Source organism: Chitinophaga sp. 05T412, from assembly GCF_056396465.1.
This window is the reverse complement of the sequence record NZ_JBFTLN010000006.1, coordinates 205,776-222,562: the sequence shown is the minus strand read 5'-3', so window position 1 is coordinate 222,562 and position 16,787 is coordinate 205,776. Positions and strand designations below refer to the sequence as shown.

Sequence of the window (16,787 nt, the reverse complement as noted above, 5' to 3'; positions counted from 1 at the left end):
GGTGTTGATGAATGCGTTTATTCGTTTACGTTATCTTTCTTTTCATCGAACAGGATGCGGTGTGCCGGCGAGAAGTCATCTTCAAACTGCCCGTTTTTTACAGACCAGATAAAAGCGGCCAGAAACCCCATTGCTACCAGTAAGCTGACGCCTAATAAAATGATGATAACGCCCATGGTTATATTATTTAATGAGAATAAAACGAGTTGTTTCCAAAGCCTGCAAAGCGTGTATTTCGTTGGCCTGGAAGGAGAAGACATCTCCGGTTTCTAAAATTGTTATTTCTTCATTCAGCATAAAGGCAACTTTTCCTTCGAGTATTAATACCATCGCGTTTTGTGGCGACGTATGCGGTGGAATCTGGTGTCCCTGCTGCATAATGAGCAGCGTGGCATCAAAGCGTTTGGTTTTCAGAATAGCACAGCTCTTCACTCTTTCATTTCCTGCTACCTGCATTACGTTCATACCTTTCATTTACAATTTGTTGTGAGGTAATACAATGCTGCATTTCCGGCATGCCTCACCCGCTGCGTGTAAACAGTCGTCTTTTTTTAGGGACTGTTTACACGCTCATTTCATGCGAGCTTAATTGAGGTTGCTTAGATTATACTATGTATGTTTCGTGTGATAGCAAAGGTAATTCCCACTATTGGCCACTACTATGACTTTACTCAATCAGGAATATGATTTTTATCATCCATTTTCCGTAATACGCTACTGTTCATCTTTTTACCCTGCCATTCGCTGCAAGCAAAGGTGATCAGTATAATACTGATAGAGCTGGCCGGCATTAATATCGCCGCCACTAACGGCGATAAAATTCCCTGTACCGCAAAGTATAATCCGGTAATATTATATAGGAGAGATAATGCAAAACTCACCAGGATGATTCGCTTGTTCGCTTTACATAACTGTATGAAATTGAGCAGCAAAGGCAATTGTTCTGCCGCCATAATGCCATCGCTGGCGGGCGTGAAGTTGTTGCTGTCTTCCGTTAAAGAAATACCGATATCTGCTTGTTTCAGTGCGCCGGCGTCATTGAGCCCATCACCAATCATCATCACCTTTTTTCCTTGTTGTTGCAGGGAAATTACATAGGCGAGTTTATCGGCGGGTTGTTGCTCAAAGCGTAACGTAGTATCGCCGCCCATGAGTTTGCGTAGTTGCATGGCCGTACTATTATTATCTCCCGAAAGAACAGATAATGGATACTGTGTTTGCAGTTGTTGCATCAGTTGCCGTAATCCGCTACGGTAGGTGTTTCGGATGGTGAATGAGCCGGTTAATTTTTCGTTGATAGATACATATACCACGCTGCCTTCGGGTTCATTTTTTTTATGAGCGCCGGTGAAGTCGGCATTACCGAGGCGAATAAAACATCCATTCACCCAACCACATACACCTTTGCCTGTAAAGTGTTGAAAGTCATGTATAGCGTTGTTGGCTGGGATACCACAATATTGTACAATCGCCTTACTTAATGGGTGCGTAGAATGCGTGGCCAGTACGGCAATTTGTCTTTCCTGTTCGGGTGTTAGCTGCGTACCATAGTACCTCACGGAGCTACCAGCTTTGCCGGTGAGTGTCCCTGTTTTATCAAAGATGATATGTGTGGTGCCGGCCATGTTTTCGATGGCTTGTGCATTGCGCAGGTAGAGCTTTTGCCGGCTCAGAATGCGAAGTATATGTCCGTTGGTAAAAGAAGACGCTAACAGCAACGCACAAGGACAGGCAATGATCAGGATGGCGGTAACGGCAGGCCATATACGCGCTGGCTCATGAATAGCCCAATAACCGGCTGTGATAGCGGCAATGGACAATACTACCCAGGTAAAATACCGGCTCAGTAAATGAACAAAGGACACCGGTTCTACTGCTTTTTGTTTCAGCTCATCCCGGTTCCACAAGCTGGTCAAATAACTCTGGGCGACTTCTTTGATAGTCAGGATTTCGAGATTGCCTTCCAGTTGCCTCCCGCCGGCATAAATAATTTCGCCGATAGCTTTGCTGACAGGGGCTGATTCGCCGGTAACAAAGCTATAGTCAATCAGCGCTTTGCCCCGTACAATGATGCCGTCCGCCGGAATCAGCTCATTATTGTGAATCCTGATGGTATCGCCGGTTTTGATGGCGGGTAAGGTGGTGGGGATTTCCTGATCATCTTTAATAACGCTCACGGCTATAGGAAAATAGGCGGTATAATCTCTGTCAAAGGAAAGCCCCTGGTAGGTCTTGTCTTGCAAAACCCTTCCTATCAGCATAAAGAAAACAATGCCCGTCATAGAATCAAAGTAGCCGGCATTGCCCTGCAACACCTCTACCAGACTGCGAACAAAGGTAACAAGGATGGCCAGCACAATGGGTACGTCGATATTTAGAAAACCGTGCTTTAAGCCGCTCCAGGCGGATTTGTAAAAGGCTTGTGCGCTATAGAAAAGTACAGGAAGTGCCAGTACTAAGTTCATGTAGCGGAAGAGGCTGTTGAAGGTAGCATCCAGTCCACCGGCGCTGGCAAAGTAATCCGGGAAGCTCAACAGCATGATATTGCCGAAGCAAAATCCGGCTACACCCAGTTGATATACCAGCGTACGATTAGGCCCGGGCTTTTTATGTTGCAGGTCCTGCAAACTGATATAGGGTTCATATCCAATAGCAGTCAGTATTTCCGCTACCTTCCGTAATGATGTAACAGGATGAGAGAAGATGATGAGTACTTCTTTCTTACTAAAGTTAACGGTTACACGTTGTACGCCTGATTCCAGTTTGTGTAAATTTTCCAGCAGCCACAAGCAAGAGCTACAGTGAATTTGCGGGATGTAGAAATTTACGTGCGTTTGTGTATCGTCTTTATATAAATATAATTGCTGAGCAATTTTTTCATCATCCAAAAAGGCAAATTTATCGCTTCGCGCAGTGATACGCTGATTCACACCGGGTTTGTTATTGAGATCATAGTACTCGCAGAGGTTGTATTGGTGCAGTATTTCATACACGGTTTTACAGCCCTGGCAGCAGAATACTTTTTCCTGCAGTGTAATATCTTGATCGGTGCAGTCTTCCCCGCAATGGTAGCAGGAAACAGACGTTTGCGTATGCGAAGAGGTAGCCATTAGTCTATAATTGCGTTTTTAATATCTTGTTGGGAGATGATCATCGTATGTCCTGGAATAGCCGCGGGATACAGGATATTTTGTTCTACGTATATCCATTGCTGTATGAGCTGTTCGCTGATGAAAATATCGCCCACGCAAAGTTTGTATGCGGTGCTCCATTGGTCCTGCAGCTGGTAGTTGGCGGATATCTGGCGCAGTTTGGAAAGAAGCAGTAATATTTTCTGGAACGACTGCTGAATACTATCGTAGGCTGCGGGTCGTATATTTTTTTTATGATTGTGTTGAGCGGACAAATTCCGGATAACGGGAAACAGCACCATTGTTTCTTTGCGGACGAGTTGCGCTATTTCTGTCTGCATTTTGCTGAACAGCAATTGCTGCAAATCGGCAGCAGAAGGGGCGCTGAGGTCTTCCTGTCTTTCCAGGTTAAAATAAGTCATTACCTGATCTGCCAGGTGGTGAATAGGAAAATGGAATTTATTGGCAATTACATTGCACAGGTTTCCTGGCGTTAGTTCATGAAAATTGATAATAGAATAGGCGAACATGAAGCGGACGTTTTACTGATACAAATGTACTGGTAGCCGCGAGGGGGTGCAATGACATGCGTCAAGGGAGAATATGATATTTATCACATTAGCCGGCCCTTTTTGTGGGTAGTAATCAGAAAGGGAGATGATTAGTCCTGTAAGTTGGCTGTCCTGATAATTTCAGCGAGGTTGAGCAGGCGGATTTTTTTGCCTTCGAGTTCTATCATTCCGTCTTTCTTGAATTCAGAAAGCAGGCGGATGGCGGATTCGGTGGCAGTGCCTACGAGGTTGGCGATTTCTTCGCGGGAGAGGCGTACGCCGAGAGTTTGGCCATCGGCTTCGACGCCATAGGTTTCTCTGATGAAGAGGATAGTTTCTGCGAGTCGTTCTCTTACCGGTTTCTGGGCGAGGTGTGTGATTCTCAGTTCTGCTTTGCGTAATTCGCTGGATAAGATGCGCATCATTTCAAAGGAAAGGGAGGCATCTTTCTGTAGAACACTGAGGAACAGGTCTTTAGGAACGAAACAGATAGAAGAATCTTCCAGAGCGGTAGCGGTGGCAGTATATCGTTCGTTACTCAGCAGTGCTTTATAACCCATGATATCGCCGTCTTTGACGAGGCGGATAATTTGTTCGCGGCCATCGTCGCCACTATGGGAGAGTTTGATTTTGCCATCGTTGATACAATAAACGCCGAAGGGATAAGCTCCTTCGTGGAAGATGACCTGTCCTTTTTTGTAGACAGAGCACACCTTTGCCTCTGAAATTTGCTCCAGATTGCAGAGTTCCGCTTTGCAGAATATTGATGAAAAACGATCCTTACAGTGTTGGCACGAAGGATTGTGGAACGATGTAGCCATAATCAATTTGCAAAAGTACTAATTTACGGCTCCTTAACCAAAGCAAAAGTATTCGTGCCGCTTAATTATTATATTATATATAAACCATATGAGGTGTTGACTCGCTTTACCCCGGAAGGGAATAAGGCTTGTTTGGCAGATTATTTCAAAGTGCCGTCAGACGTGTATCCCGTAGGACGATTGGATTACGATAGTGAAGGCCTGCTCATCCTTACAAACGATAAGGCGCTCAACCAACGGCTGTTATTACCCAGCCAGGCGCACGAAAGGGAGTATTGGGTACAGGTAGACGGCGCCGTTACGCCCGAAGCCGTGCAGCAATTGCAGGCGGGAGTACAGATTAATGTAGACGGAAAGCTGTACCGTACCAAACGCTGCAAGGCAGCCATCTTTACCGAAGAACCGGTATTGCCGCCCCGCAACCCTCCTATCCGTTTCCGCAAAAGCATTCCGGCTCCCTGGGTCAGGATGGTGCTGACAGAAGGTAAGAATCGCCAGGTACGGCGTATGACCGCCGCCGTTGGATTCCCTACGTTGAGGCTTGTCCGTTATCGCATGGAAGACATCACCATTGCCGGGATGAACTCCGGAGATATTGTCCAGTTAAGCAGGGAGGAGATATATAGAAGGCTGAAAGTATAAAGCCCAAAGCAAAAAGCTATTGAAGCGGATGATCAATGCGTATATGTTATCCGCGACGGTTATTCGCTTCAATAGCTTTTTGCTTTGGGCTTTCCGCTTTCAGCTTTTTTAACTAGGTTTGTCACCTACAAATTTCTATTATGCTGAAATCAATGACCGGCTTCGGAAGGGCAGAAAGCACAAGAGGCGAAACTAGTATCGTAGTGGAGATCAAATCGCTGAATGGTAAGCAGTTTGAAGTGAATCTGAAGTTTTCTCCTTTGTTGAAACCCTATGAATTCGACATCCGTACCCTGATGCAACAAACCTTGCAACGCGGTACCCTGGATGCAACGATTAATATCCGTCAGAACGGCGCTACCCGACCGGTTGTGATTAATACTGATCTCGCAAAATATTATTACCAGTCTATCACCACGCTGGCCGACCAGCTCAATTTACCTCAGAGTGATATGCTCAATGTGCTGATGAAGTTACCAGAAGTGGTAAGTCCGGCTACAGAGCAAATGGCTGAAGAAGAGTGGAAAGATGTGGAAAGCACACTGCGTCAGGCATTAGCAGATCTGGATACCCATCGTATGGATGAAGGACAGATGCTGGAAGCCGATCTGAAACAACGCATAGAAAACATTGACGCGTCCATGCAAAAGGTGCGTGAACTTGATCCGTTGCGTAAAGATCGTATCCGTCAACGTCTGGAAGGCTTGCTGGCAGAACATGTGGGCAAGGAAAATGTGGACAGCAACCGTCTCGAACAGGAACTCATCTTCTATCTGGAAAAACTGGATATCTCAGAAGAACTGTCCCGCCTGGAAAACCACCTGCGTTATTTCATGGAAATACTGAAGGACACAGATGCGGCCAAAGGCAAGAAACTGGGATTTGTGTTACAGGAAATAGGTCGTGAAATAAATACCACCGGCTCCAAAGCCAATGATGCCGGTATACAACAATGGGTGGTGCTGATGAAGGATGAATTGGAAAAAGCCAAAGAACAAGTTTTAAACGTTTTATAGTAAGGCGAATACCATATGAATAGACTATTTCTGGCAACAGCAGGGTTGTTATTATTGGCTGCAGCCTGCAAGCCGCCTAAATTAGACACTTATGAGAAGAACCTGGAAATTCCGGGGCATGAGTGGGCCTATGATTATAAACCGTCTTTTGAAGTAAAAATAACGCCGGAAGACACCGCAAATCTGTACAATATTTACGTCAATATCCGGCATACAGACGCCTACCCTTACAGCAATATCTGGCTGGTAGTAGGAACGCAAACGCCGGGCGATAGTACCGTAAAGGAGCAACGCGTAGAGTTACCCCTTGCTGATGTAACAGGTAAATGGGCGGGTTCCGGTCTGGATGATATTTATGAACACCGGGTTTTCATACAACAGCGCGCCATTCTCAATAAACCAGGTATCTACAAGTTTACCTTTGAACAGAATATGCGGCAAAATCCGCTACCCCATGTGATGAATGTTGGCTTGCGGGTTGAGAAAGCCGGTACCAGGCAATGATGAAGAAGATTTTCAATAAAATGCAGGAGGGCAAATCTGTTTCCCTCGTTTATTTTTTAGTACTGGCATATACCATCGCAGCCCTGGTATGGTGGGGTATTCTGCTGTTCCGGCAAAGTGAACAGATCAGCGGTTTTGAAAGAAAAAATCTTTATCTACGGGTAGATAGTCTTACCCGGCCGATCGAACATCAACTGGAATTACAACGGATTAACAAGGAAGAGCATATGCGTTCTTTCAAGTACCTGGGCGAAGGCGTTATTTTTCTGGGAATCATTTTACTCGGCGCACTCTTTGTATATAGGGCCGTGTGGAAATATATGAAGCTCAGCCGGCAGCAACAAAACTTCATGATGGCGGTAACACATGAACTGAAATCGCCGATTGCCGCCGCTAAACTCAACCTCGAAACTATCCGGAAACACCGGCTGGACGAGGAAAAGCAGCTAAAGCTCATTAATAATACCATCCGTGAAACCAATCGCCTGGACCAGCTCTGTAACAATATCCTGCTGGCAGCGCAACTGGAAACACATAAATATCAGCTGTACAAAGAACCACTCGATTTTTCAGCACTGGTAACCAGCAGCATCAAAGACCTGGACGGCCGTATAGGTACCCACCTGATACAAGCCCAGATTTTACCGGATGTATGGGTGGACGGGGACAAACTAACGTTGCAGATTATACTGAGTAACCTGGTGGAAAATGCCGCTAAGTATGCACCGAAGAATACCACCATCATTGTAAAACTCTTTGAAAGCGGCGGAAACCTGAAGTTGCAGGTCATCGATGAAGGACCGGGGATACCGGAGGAAGAAAAAGCCAGGATCTTCCTGAAATTTTACCGGGTAGGAAATGAAAACACCCGCAAAGCCAAAGGATCTGGCCTTGGCCTCTTCCTCACTGCCAAAATAGTGGAACAACACGGAGGCAATATCATCGTGAAGGATAATATACCTGCCGGCAGCTGCTTTGAAATAACCTTGCCTGAATATTCCGTGCAAACGGCGTAAATTAGATAACGAATTGAGGAATACCAGAGAATCCGGATTCGATGTAACATCAAACAATAACACATGAAGGAAGCGACAAAGGCATCAATACTGCTGGTGGAGGATGAAGAAAATCTTCAGGAAGCGCTGAAGCTGAACCTGGAGCTGGAAGGATATGAGGTAACAGCAGTCGACAACGGCACAGCTGCGCTGAAAGCAGTTAAAAACGAATATTTCGATCTCATTATACTGGATATCATGTTGCCCGAAATGGACGGCATCGCGGTATGCGAAAACATACGCATCCAAAATAACGAAATACCCATCCTATTCCTCAGCGCTAAAAACAGTAGCGCCGATCGGGTACTGGGACTCAAAAAGGGCGGCGACGACTACATGACCAAGCCGTTTAACCTGGAAGAACTGCTGCTGCGCGTGGAAAAACTCATCGTAAAAAATAAGAAGATCCAGGACAAAGACAGCGTTCCCAATGTATATCGCTTCGGGGATAATATGATCGACTTTGCCGCACAGGAATGCGTAGGCAAAGATGGCAAGCACTATGAGCTGAGTAAAAAAGAAGCCATGCTGCTGAAATTGCTGATCGAAAATAAAGGAGAAGTAGTTACCCGCGAAAAGATATTACAGGTAGTTTGGGGCTATAACGTATACCCCACCACACGTACCATCGATAACTTTATTCTCAACTTCCGCAAGTACTTCGAAGAAGATAGTCGTAACTCCCGCTACTTCCATTCTGTACGGGGAGTAGGATATAAATTTACAGAAGCATGAACCAGCTTTTAGCTGTTAGCCATTAGTTTTTAGCAAGTACAGCGAACATTAAACCTATCATGATCTTCACGATATTTGCTAAAAGCTAATGGCTAACAGCTAAAACCTGTTCCGCCACTTTTCACCCCATTCTCCCCGTTTTCCTTTAAAATTCTACCTCGTAGTAAATCCCCCTTTCTTCCGGAGATTAATTAGCCGATATTTATTTCGCTTATATGAGAAGATTATCTTCCGGTAAACCTTATACGTGGCACATTATTACTTAGAAATAGTCTTTGCGGCGGAATGGCCGTTCTGGCTGTTTTTTTTGTTAAGTCTCGTTACCCTAATCGTCTTTTTTATCCTCCGGGAAAGAAAAATCAGGAGAGCCTCAGCGAAAGAAATAACCAAACACCATGCACTGATCAACCTGGAGCTACATGCCTTCCAGGCGCAAATGGACCCGCATTTTATATTTAATAGCCTCAACGCTATTCATCACTATATTCTTACTACCAGTACAGATATGGCCTCCCTGTATCTGACCCGGTTCTCCCGTCTCATGCGCCTCATGATCGGCAACTTCAATAAAGAATGGATTTCCCTGCAGGACGAGTTGGATGCCCTGGAATTGTATATACAGCTGGAGCAGCTACGCTTCGATGAACAGTTCAAATATCAGCTGAACGTACTACCGGAAGTCAACAAACAATTCACCCTCATTCCTCCCCTGATCATCCAGCCATATGTGCAATATGCCATCTGGCACCGCATTCTACTGCGACCCGAGAAAACCGGTGGCGAACTCGTGATCACCATCTGCAAAGAAAAGGACCGGCTGTTTATTCAGCTGGAAGACAATGGTATCCTGATCACAGAAGTACTAGACAGCACCGGAGAACGGCAAGCTTCCGGTGTGGACATCGCTTCCGAACGACTATATATGATGAGCGAAAAGTACCACATGCAAGCCAGCATAAAAGCCCTGCAGGTATATAATGCCGAACAACATCCTACAGGTAACCGCCTCATTATCAGCATGCAACACGTTGGTACCCGTCAATCTCTGGCGGGCTGAGTCTTTAATTGGTAATATGCCGGTAATTGCTTAATTTCTACATGGATTTTTTGAATAAACGACCATACTGGCAAATCCCTACAAATCTGTAATACCGGGAACACTCATATAATCTGACTCAAATGCGTACCATTATCGTGGACGACGAGAAACATAGTCGGGATGCGTTGCAAATGATGCTGGAGAGGTATTGCCCGCACGTACAAGTGATGGCAGTTTGCAATAACGGCGTCTCCGCCGTTTCCGCTATAAACGAACTGCGCCCTCAACTAATTTTCCTGGATGTGGAAATGCCTGGTATGGATGGATTCGAAGTGCTGGAATCCTGCAATCACCACGACTTTGTCGTGATTTTTATCACCGCATACGACCAGTACGCGCTGCAGGCCATTCATCACAGCGCATTGGATTATCTACTCAAACCGATTGATACCACAGAGCTGAAGCAGGCCGTGGAAAAAGCCGGCCAGCAAACCCGTGTTGGTAGCAGTGAAAAGGTAGCCGCATTGCTACAATTTCTGCAGGAGCAGCTGCATCAGCAGGAAAGACTGGCACTGCCTACACTTGATGGTCTGCGCATGGTATCCGCCAGAAATATTATTTATTGCAAATCTGCCGGCAGTCAAACCCGGCTGCATTTACAGGACCCTGATATGTCGGTGATGGTATGCCGCACCCTCCTTGAAATGGAGGAATGGCTGTCCGATAAAGGCTTTTTCAGGGTACACAACAGCTTCCTGGTGAACCTCTCCTTTATGGATAAGTATATTAAGGGCGATGGAGGCGAAATAATTATGTGCGATGGCTTTAGCATTCCGGTAGCCCGCGAAAAAAAACACGACTTCCTCCTGCGCATAGAACGGTTATAAACGCTTGATATAAGCGCAACTGATCCATCCGTTTTTGCCATCTGCCAGCTCTATTTTGCAGAAGTCTGCAGTGGCATCAGTGATATGTACTTTCATGCCCTCTCCTACTTCAAACGCATCGCGACTGTTTTCATCAGGCGATGTTTTTGCTTTGATATTGCTGTTCATCACAATACCGGATTGGTGATTGTTAGACGACAGATAGGTATCAATAGCCATGAGCAGATACAGTGCAAACAAGGCGCCCAGTGCGTAGTTACCCCAGCGCAGGAATTTATTTTTCCATCCGGGAATATAAGTGTTGAGTAAGATACCGCCTATCAGCAGCCACCAGAACAGGATGGTGCCTATTGCCCATCCATTGGCTTTATGGAGATGTTGTAACTGTAGCCACCACTGTTGGAAAAATACCAACGGCAATTCCTCTACAAAACCATTTACTTTCTGGTTAGCGATAGCGAGATTATGTTTTACAGCAGCATCGTTGGGCGATAGCTGCAATGCTTTTTCATAGTTGTATATCGCCTGCCCGTTTTTGCCAGCTTTGTACCAGGCATTGCCAGCATTGAAGTACAGCTCTTTTTGAGTGTGTCCTTCATCCAGCAGTTGTTGATAGGTTCTGGCAGCTTCGGTATACTTGCTTTGACTGAACAGCAGGTTAGCCTGCTCAAAGCGTTGTTGTTGGCTGCCTTGAGGAATTTGTGCCTGGCTAACGATGGCTGTCAGCAGCCAGGCTATTGCTAAAAAGAGTGATTTAATATGTGGGTAGTTCCGCATCTTCGCCTTTCATTAAGTAGTTAGTTCTTCAATGCTCCTTCCAGGTTAGTGATAATGGTCACGGCCTGCTCGTAGGTACCCTGCATTTTGCGGTTGTCCTGACCAGGCGCATAGAGGGCCACTTCACAGTTATCTATCAGGCTAAACAGCTCGTGGGTATTGCTACCATTGATGCTGCGGGCGCTCAATTTATCCTGTACCAGTTGTTTACTCAGATCGGCCATTGGTATTTTCAGTTTGGAACTGAGATATCCCCAAACGGCGCGGGAAGTTTCTTCGTAAAATGCTTTATCCTTTCCTTCTTTCAGGTAACGGGCGGCCAGCTCCAGCCTTTTCAGCGCTACTTTGTTGGCGAAGCGGTGTTTCAGCATGGCAGCATTGGTGGTATTGTAATCTTTTTTGCGTTTGTAGAAAATGAGACCTGCAGTAATCAGCAATGGCAGCAACAGTAAGAGATAGAACCATGGGCTGAGCAGGAACCAGCTATGATGCCGGGTCCAGTCGAGTATACCCGTATCGTTTTTCACCAGTTCATTTTTGCCGGCGCTGAAGTCTTGTTTATCCTGTTTGATATGTTTGCCTTGCTCAATGTGTACCGGGAATGATTGGGAGCGCAGTGTTTTATAACTGTTGGCTACCGGATCGAAGTAAGAGAATTCCACTGCCGGGATAGTATGATCGCCGGCTTCCTGCGGCATCAGTACATATTCGAAAGTACGGCTGCCGGAGAGCGGGTTGCTGTTCTTTTCTATATCATCTGTTACTTTAGGATCGTATTTGTCGAAGCCGGTAGGCACTTCTATTTTAGGAGAGTTGAGCAGGTTTACGTTACCCTGACCGCTGATGGTGACTTTAAGGGTCAGTGCATCATCGGTGGTTAATTTGTTTTTGTCTATGACTGCGGTCATGTTGAATTTACCTACAGCGCCATTATAGCTCAGTGGGCGATCTTCAACAGGAACGGGTTTCACGTTAATTTTAATGGGAGCGCTCTGTATTTTGTATGGAACGTCCTGGTATTCAGCTTCTGGGCGGTTAAAGAAATCGTCAAAGAACGGATCTTTAAAGGCCGGGTCATTGAAGAAATCTTCAAATGGATCTTTTTGGTGCCCTCCTCCTTTTTTACTCACCAGCTTCACAAGGCGCACCTGGTTATCTACTTCTACCGGGTCCAGCTCCAGTGTTCCTGATTGTAGTGGGAACAGGAGTGTTTTACGGATGGTGAATACTTTATACGGTATGCCGTTAATTCTTTCTTCGGTGGCCTGTGGTGGGTTAGGCAGTTCAATATCTTTAGCGGAGAAGCCCTTGAATGCAGGAACTTTGGTAACGCTTGAATTTGTTGGGAGACGGGTATATAGTTTATACGTGGCCGTTAGTTGTTCGCCTTCGTATAAATTGGTTTTATCCACATCTACTTTCAGGAAAATATTTTTCTTCAGTTTTTCGTTGATGTCTTCTCCTTTTTTCAGGAAGCCTTCGGGGAGTTCTTCTCCGCCACGGTGTGGTGGAACGCCGGAAGATGGAGAGGGCGATTGCTGCTGCTGTTGTTGTGGTTGCTGTGCATTGCCTTTTCGAACTTCAATTAAAACCGGGTTTGATTTAACGATGTTACCATTTACGCGGGCTTGCGCGCCGGCGATGGTAAAGCTGCCCACATGTTTGGGTTGCAACAGGTAGCTTAATGCAATGTATTCAGAACGTTTGCCATTGAAGATGGATTGTCCCTGCATTTGTGAAGGGCCTTGTAATACTTCAAAGTCTTTAAAATTGGGTGCTGTAAAGCTGGCAACATTCACCCCATTTTCCAGCATAAATTGGATCTGGAAAGGTTCGTCCTGCGTCACGGTGTTATTGCTCACAGTAGTTGTAAAGCGGAACTCCTGCGCAGAGGCGCAGGCAACCAGTCCTAAACAAAACAAGATGGAGTAAATACACTTCCTTATGCAATATCTGTACATCATAATTATGTCAACAAATTTAACCAAAGCCGCGCCTGAAGCGCTGTAAGCTGCCGTTAAAAGTTAGTTAAAACATTTTAATATGTTCTTATTTAGTTATTTAGATAATTTGTATTGAACGCGTGTTTCTAAATAACATTTGTCTAAAAGGAAGGTGTTAAATGTCTCCCAGCATAGGTCTGAGGGTAATTTCCTCGATAACAGTTTGTTTGGCAAGGTTCCAGGCAGACCAGATCACGCTGGCGATGTCTTCCGCTGGCATGAGCCTGTCTGGTGCGGCTTCGAAGCCCTCCCAGGAGGCCGTAAGGGTTGGACCAGGGCTTACCGCAGTAACCCGGATATTATGTGGCATTAGTTCTTTCCGCAGGTTTTTGGTAAATCCCAGCAGGGCATATTTGGTGATGCTATAGGAGCCACCATTAGGATAAGCGGCATAGCTGGCGGTAGAGCACATATTGAAGATATGGCCTTTGCGCTCGCTGATCATAGCGGGTAATAAGGATCTTGTGAGATGATAAGCGCTGTAAACATTCACTGCCATCAACTTTTCCAGCAGGCCATCTGCTTCTTCATGGAGGCTGCCAGGCACAAAGATGCCGGCATTATTTACCAGTATATCTACAGCAGAAAATGTGGATTTAATTTTTTCTGCAAAAGCCAGTACTTGTGATTTATCTTCCATATCTACTACTTCCGCTAACACTGTCACTGCTGGATTTTGTTGTTGAATATCGGCTTTAGCCATTTCGAGGGTGGCGACATTTCTTGCACAAATGGCCACATTAAAGCCTTCCAGCGCCAGTTTTTCCGCAATAGCCTTTCCAATGCCCTTACTGGCGCCCGTAATTACTGCATTCATAGTATCGTTGATTAGTGCAGTAAAATAAGCAATTTACTGTTAACACACTGTGATGCTTCCTACCGTCTGGGAGGTATTTTGTACCTTTGCGGCGTCATGAAGTACAAACATCTTTTCTTTGACCTGGATCATACCCTCTGGGACTTTGAAACCAACGAACAGGAAACCTTGCTGGAGCTGTACAACAGCCATGCTTTAGAGAGTAGAGGAATACCATCTTTTGAGGCGTTTTCCGTTTCTTATGTGGATCACAATGAGCGTTTGTGGGATCGTTTCCGTAAAGGATTCATTACCCGCCGCGAGTTGCGCGATAAGCGCTTCCGCCTTACCCTGGTGGATTTCAAGATCGGAGATGAAAAGCTCACCCAACAGATCAGTGAAGAATTTTTGCAAATATTGCCGTATAAAAAGGCATTATTTCCGGAGGCAAAAGAAACGCTGGAATACCTGGCAGCAAAGGAGTATCCCATGCATATGATCACCAATGGGTTTGAAGAAACCCAGCTGTTGAAAATGAGAAATGCGGGAATCGACCACTTCTTTACACATATTATTACCTCCGAGCTGGCTGGTAGCCTGAAGCCTTACCGGGAAATTTTCGACTTTGCACTAGGCAAGGCCGGTACCCATGCGGGAGAAAGTATTATGATCGGAGATGCGATGGAACTGGATATTAAAGGGGCTCATACGGTAGGAATGGATCAGGTATATTTTAATCCTGCCAAGCCACCCGTGGATTTTCAGCCCACTTATGTGATTGGACATTTGAAGGAACTGCGGGAGATATTGTAGGAGCGAAAAGTTATAAAAGCGAATGACCTAAGCGATTGAGTAAATTATCACTACTCGCTTAGGTCATTCGCTTTTATAGCTTTGTGCTTTCAGCTTTATGCTTTTGGCTTCTTCGCTGCAGCCATTCTCAGGCTGGCAGTCTTAGAAGGCTGCTGGCAGCAGCTTTTACCTTTTTCGTTTGGTTTACAGGTGGCCGCAGAGCATTCTTTTTTAGCAGACTTATCTGCTGTTTTGCTCTTTGTTTTTTCCTGGGCAAATGCAACGCCAGCCAGTAACAGGAGGGCTGCAGCGCCGGTAAAAGCTTTCTTTATCATAAAAAATGCTGTTTAGCGTCTAAAAATACTAGATTTTAGCAATAACAGAAACACCGCCTTTTACTACTTCTTCCAGTTTTACGGCTACTTCAGTGCCGATAGGGAGGTAAAGGTCTACACGGGAGCCGAACTTGATAAAGCCCATTTCCTCGTTTTGTTTTACTTCCATGCCTGGTTTCAGGTAGTTTACAATTCTGCGGGCGAGTGCGCCGGCAATTTGTCTTACCAGGATCGCGGTTTTGCCGTTATCAATCACTACAGAGTGTCTTTCGTTTTCTGTAGAGGATTTCGGATGCCAGGCCACCAGGTATTTACCAGCATGGTATTGCGACAGCTTCACCGTACCACTGATAGGGTTACGGTTTACATGCACATTGGCCGGACTCATAAAGATAGACACCTGTAGGCGTTTGTCTTTAAAGTACTCTGGTTCATACACTTCTTCAATTACCACTACTTTACCATCACAGGGAGAAATCACCAGTGAGTCGCCGGTAGTATATTGTCTTGACGGAATCCGGAAAAAGGACACGATGAACAGGAAGAATGCCAGGGATATCAGAGATACTGTCCAGCAAAGGCCGGAACAATTACCGAACCAATAAAAAATGGCCCCGTTAATTAACGCCAGTACCAGGAATACAAGGGAAATGGTAGCAAATCCTTCACGATGGATCTTCATTGTTTTACTATTAAATGATTGTTTTAAGTGTTAAATCGTAGTGCGAAGGTAGTTTAATTCGATTTTTTCAGCATACGAAATTATGGTTAAGCCATCATAAAGAACTGAACATAGATCCAGGCGAATGGAGCGGCCAGGAGCAATGAGTCGAAACGGTCCATAAATCCGCCATGGCCGGGCATGATATTGCCAGAGTCCTTTACGCCAGCCATTCTCTTCAATTTGGACTCAATCAGATCGCCGATGGTACCAAATATCGCAGCAATAAGGGCCAGGGCTATCCAATGCTGAAGTGCGAGGTAGCTACCTCCCCAGAAGTGGCCATAGATACCGGCAGTGGCAACAGCCAGGATCATCCCGCCCACAGTACCTTCAATGGTCTTTTTCGGCGAAATAGCTGGTGCAAAAGGTGTCCGGCCAATTAAGGAACCCACTATGTAGGCCATCGTGTCATTTATCCAGATAAAAATGATCAGCAGTAAAGGGATCAGCCAGCCGGGCGCAGTACCCACGTCCTGCGGCGTATAGTGAATATTGATGGCATTGAGCCGGATATGTATCAGCAGTCCGAATGGAATAGTGATATACAGCAGTCCAATAGCCGAGTAGCCGATGTTCTTTAAAGAGAAGTCCTTACTCATTAACACCTCTCCCAAAGGCATTACCAGCAGGAAAATAACCGCTACCCACCAGCCAATCAGGCCTGTGGGAATATGTCCGATCTGGAAGTTATTACCCGTAAAAGCGAGCAATATAGCCGCGCCGGCAACAGTGGCGCCCCATTTATGCGAAGAGGGAACTCCTGCATAATCAGGATCAATATGACGTATTAACTTAAAGTATTCCTGTAAGGCAAAACAACCTATCAGGAAGAAAAGCAGGAAAAAGGTATAGTCGGCCCATAAAATGCCGCCCAGCATTACTGCCACAAACACAAGCGCAGAGGCAGTGCGGGTGAAAAAAGTCTTCATTATGTTTAAATCTGGTGTTTAAATGGCTGCCCGCAAATATGGGTTAAATA

19 protein-coding genes are annotated in these 16,787 nt (G+C 45.5%); 8 read left to right on the top strand and 11 right to left on the bottom strand.

Annotation, left to right across the window (positions count from 1 at the left end):
* Positions 1-17: 17 nt before the first annotated feature.
* The 5 genes from ccoS to AC1DFM_RS15420 form a co-directional block, all read right to left on the bottom strand.
* Positions 18-176 (bottom strand): cbb3-type cytochrome oxidase assembly protein CcoS, encoded by a 159-nt coding sequence (gene ccoS / locus AC1DFM_RS15440; RefSeq protein WP_291915710.1) that lies wholly within the window; start codon positions 174-176, stop codon positions 18-20.
* A 7-nt stretch (positions 177-183) separates the two neighbouring features.
* Positions 184-474, bottom strand: a complete 291-nt coding sequence (locus AC1DFM_RS15435) for a cupin domain-containing protein (RefSeq protein WP_477077624.1) — start codon at positions 472-474, stop codon at positions 184-186.
* A gap of 197 nt (positions 475-671) precedes the next feature.
* Positions 672-3,110 carry a heavy metal translocating P-type ATPase gene (locus tag AC1DFM_RS15430; protein WP_477077623.1) on the bottom strand — a complete coding sequence of 813 codons (2,439 nt, stop codon included), beginning with the start codon at positions 3,108-3,110 and terminating at the stop codon, positions 672-674.
* The gene (locus tag AC1DFM_RS15425) at positions 3,110-3,661 is read right to left on the bottom strand and encodes a hypothetical protein (RefSeq protein ID WP_477077622.1); all 552 of its coding nucleotides are present in this window, start codon (positions 3,659-3,661) and stop codon (positions 3,110-3,112) included. Before AC1DFM_RS15425 ends, AC1DFM_RS15430 begins: the two co-directional genes overlap by 1 nt.
* A 131-nt stretch (positions 3,662-3,792) precedes the next feature.
* Positions 3,793-4,395 (bottom strand): Crp/Fnr family transcriptional regulator, encoded by a 603-nt coding sequence (locus AC1DFM_RS15420; protein ID WP_477077621.1) that lies wholly within the window; start codon positions 4,393-4,395, stop codon positions 3,793-3,795.
* Between the two features lie 162 nt (positions 4,396-4,557).
* Between AC1DFM_RS15420 and AC1DFM_RS15415 the strand changes: the two genes are divergently transcribed.
* The 7 genes from AC1DFM_RS15415 to AC1DFM_RS15385 all read left to right on the top strand — a co-directional run bounded on the left by AC1DFM_RS15415 (position 4,558) and on the right by AC1DFM_RS15385 (position 10,381).
* Positions 4,558-5,145: a pseudouridine synthase gene (locus AC1DFM_RS15415; protein ID WP_477077825.1), complete on the top strand. Its 588-nt coding sequence runs from the start codon at positions 4,558-4,560 to the stop codon at positions 5,143-5,145.
* 140 nt (positions 5,146-5,285) lie between these two features.
* The gene (locus AC1DFM_RS15410) at positions 5,286-6,161 is read left to right on the top strand and encodes a YicC/YloC family endoribonuclease (RefSeq protein ID WP_477077620.1); all 876 of its coding nucleotides are present in this window, start codon (positions 5,286-5,288) and stop codon (positions 6,159-6,161) included.
* Between the two features lie 15 nt (positions 6,162-6,176).
* Positions 6,177-6,665 carry a gliding motility lipoprotein GldH gene (locus tag AC1DFM_RS15405; protein ID WP_477077619.1) on the top strand — a complete coding sequence of 163 codons (489 nt, stop codon included), beginning with the start codon at positions 6,177-6,179 and terminating at the stop codon, positions 6,663-6,665.
* Positions 6,662-7,681, top strand: a complete 1,020-nt coding sequence (locus AC1DFM_RS15400) for a sensor histidine kinase (RefSeq protein WP_477077618.1) — start codon at positions 6,662-6,664, stop codon at positions 7,679-7,681. The genes AC1DFM_RS15405 and AC1DFM_RS15400 overlap by 4 nt, the downstream gene beginning before the upstream one ends.
* Positions 7,682-7,744: 63 nt before the next feature.
* On the top strand, positions 7,745-8,455 hold the full coding sequence (locus AC1DFM_RS15395) for a response regulator transcription factor (protein WP_291915691.1): 711 nt from the start codon (positions 7,745-7,747) through the stop codon (positions 8,453-8,455).
* Between the two features lie 247 nt (positions 8,456-8,702).
* Complete coding sequence (locus AC1DFM_RS15390) at positions 8,703-9,512, top strand: sensor histidine kinase (RefSeq protein WP_477077617.1); 810 nt, start codon at positions 8,703-8,705, stop codon at positions 9,510-9,512.
* Positions 9,513-9,634: 122 nt separating this feature from the next.
* Positions 9,635-10,381, top strand: a complete 747-nt coding sequence (locus AC1DFM_RS15385) for a LytR/AlgR family response regulator transcription factor (RefSeq protein ID WP_477077616.1) — start codon at positions 9,635-9,637, stop codon at positions 10,379-10,381.
* Here the strand turns inward: AC1DFM_RS15385 and AC1DFM_RS15380 are convergent.
* The 3 genes from AC1DFM_RS15380 to AC1DFM_RS15370 form a co-directional block, all read right to left on the bottom strand.
* Positions 10,376-11,158: a tetratricopeptide repeat protein gene (locus tag AC1DFM_RS15380; RefSeq protein ID WP_477077615.1), complete on the bottom strand. Its 783-nt coding sequence runs from the start codon at positions 11,156-11,158 to the stop codon at positions 10,376-10,378. The genes AC1DFM_RS15385 and AC1DFM_RS15380 overlap by 6 nt on opposite strands.
* A gap of 20 nt (positions 11,159-11,178) precedes the next feature.
* On the bottom strand, positions 11,179-13,122 hold the full coding sequence (locus AC1DFM_RS15375) for a BatD family protein (RefSeq protein WP_477077614.1): 1,944 nt from the start codon (positions 13,120-13,122) through the stop codon (positions 11,179-11,181).
* 154 nt (positions 13,123-13,276) lie between these two features.
* Positions 13,277-13,978 (bottom strand): SDR family oxidoreductase, encoded by a 702-nt coding sequence (locus tag AC1DFM_RS15370; RefSeq protein WP_477077613.1) that lies wholly within the window; start codon positions 13,976-13,978, stop codon positions 13,277-13,279.
* A gap of 96 nt (positions 13,979-14,074) precedes the next feature.
* Between AC1DFM_RS15370 and AC1DFM_RS15365 the strand changes: the two genes are divergently transcribed.
* The gene (locus AC1DFM_RS15365) at positions 14,075-14,770 is read left to right on the top strand and encodes a YjjG family noncanonical pyrimidine nucleotidase (RefSeq protein ID WP_477077612.1); all 696 of its coding nucleotides are present in this window, start codon (positions 14,075-14,077) and stop codon (positions 14,768-14,770) included.
* A gap of 95 nt (positions 14,771-14,865) precedes the next feature.
* On the opposite strand, the gene AC1DFM_RS15360 is transcribed toward AC1DFM_RS15365, so the two are convergent.
* The 3 genes from AC1DFM_RS15360 to AC1DFM_RS15350 all read right to left on the bottom strand — a co-directional run bounded on the left by AC1DFM_RS15360 (position 14,866) and on the right by AC1DFM_RS15350 (position 16,737).
* A complete protein-coding gene (locus tag AC1DFM_RS15360; protein ID WP_477077611.1) occupies positions 14,866-15,084 on the bottom strand; it encodes a hypothetical protein in 219 nt (72 codons plus the stop codon).
* 28 nt (positions 15,085-15,112) lie between these two features.
* Positions 15,113-15,766, bottom strand: a complete 654-nt coding sequence (locus tag AC1DFM_RS15355) for a phosphatidylserine decarboxylase family protein (RefSeq protein WP_477077610.1) — start codon at positions 15,764-15,766, stop codon at positions 15,113-15,115.
* A gap of 86 nt (positions 15,767-15,852) precedes the next feature.
* Positions 15,853-16,737 carry a phosphatidate cytidylyltransferase gene (locus tag AC1DFM_RS15350; RefSeq protein ID WP_477077609.1) on the bottom strand — a complete coding sequence of 295 codons (885 nt, stop codon included), beginning with the start codon at positions 16,735-16,737 and terminating at the stop codon, positions 15,853-15,855.
* Positions 16,738-16,787 lie beyond the last annotated feature (50 nt).

Coding starts and splice junctions, on each gene's coding strand:
- AC1DFM_RS15370 (WP_477077613.1), bottom strand. CDS start 13,978: ATGAATGCAGTAATTACGGGCGCCAGTAAGGGCATTGGAAAGGCTATT.
- AC1DFM_RS15385 (WP_477077616.1), top strand. CDS start 9,635: ATGCGTACCATTATCGTGGACGACGAGAAACATAGTCGGGATGCGTTG.
- AC1DFM_RS15355 (WP_477077610.1), bottom strand. CDS start 15,766: ATGAAGATCCATCGTGAAGGATTTGCTACCATTTCCCTTGTATTCCTG.
- AC1DFM_RS15360 (WP_477077611.1), bottom strand. CDS start 15,084: ATGATAAAGAAAGCTTTTACCGGCGCTGCAGCCCTCCTGTTACTGGCT.
- AC1DFM_RS15395 (WP_291915691.1), top strand. CDS start 7,745: ATGAAGGAAGCGACAAAGGCATCAATACTGCTGGTGGAGGATGAAGAA.
- ccoS (WP_291915710.1), bottom strand. CDS start 176: ATGGGCGTTATCATCATTTTATTAGGCGTCAGCTTACTGGTAGCAATG.
- AC1DFM_RS15435 (WP_477077624.1), bottom strand. CDS start 474: ATGAAAGGTATGAACGTAATGCAGGTAGCAGGAAATGAAAGAGTGAAG.
- AC1DFM_RS15425 (WP_477077622.1), bottom strand. CDS start 3,661: ATGTTCGCCTATTCTATTATCAATTTTCATGAACTAACGCCAGGAAAC.
- AC1DFM_RS15405 (WP_477077619.1), top strand. CDS start 6,177: ATGAATAGACTATTTCTGGCAACAGCAGGGTTGTTATTATTGGCTGCA.
- AC1DFM_RS15365 (WP_477077612.1), top strand. CDS start 14,075: ATGAAGTACAAACATCTTTTCTTTGACCTGGATCATACCCTCTGGGAC.
- AC1DFM_RS15400 (WP_477077618.1), top strand. CDS start 6,662: ATGATGAAGAAGATTTTCAATAAAATGCAGGAGGGCAAATCTGTTTCC.
- AC1DFM_RS15410 (WP_477077620.1), top strand. CDS start 5,286: ATGCTGAAATCAATGACCGGCTTCGGAAGGGCAGAAAGCACAAGAGGC.
- AC1DFM_RS15350 (WP_477077609.1), bottom strand. CDS start 16,737: ATGAAGACTTTTTTCACCCGCACTGCCTCTGCGCTTGTGTTTGTGGCA.
- AC1DFM_RS15430 (WP_477077623.1), bottom strand. CDS start 3,110: ATGGCTACCTCTTCGCATACGCAAACGTCTGTTTCCTGCTACCATTGC.
- AC1DFM_RS15380 (WP_477077615.1), bottom strand. CDS start 11,158: ATGCGGAACTACCCACATATTAAATCACTCTTTTTAGCAATAGCCTGG.
- AC1DFM_RS15375 (WP_477077614.1), bottom strand. CDS start 13,122: ATGATGTACAGATATTGCATAAGGAAGTGTATTTACTCCATCTTGTTT.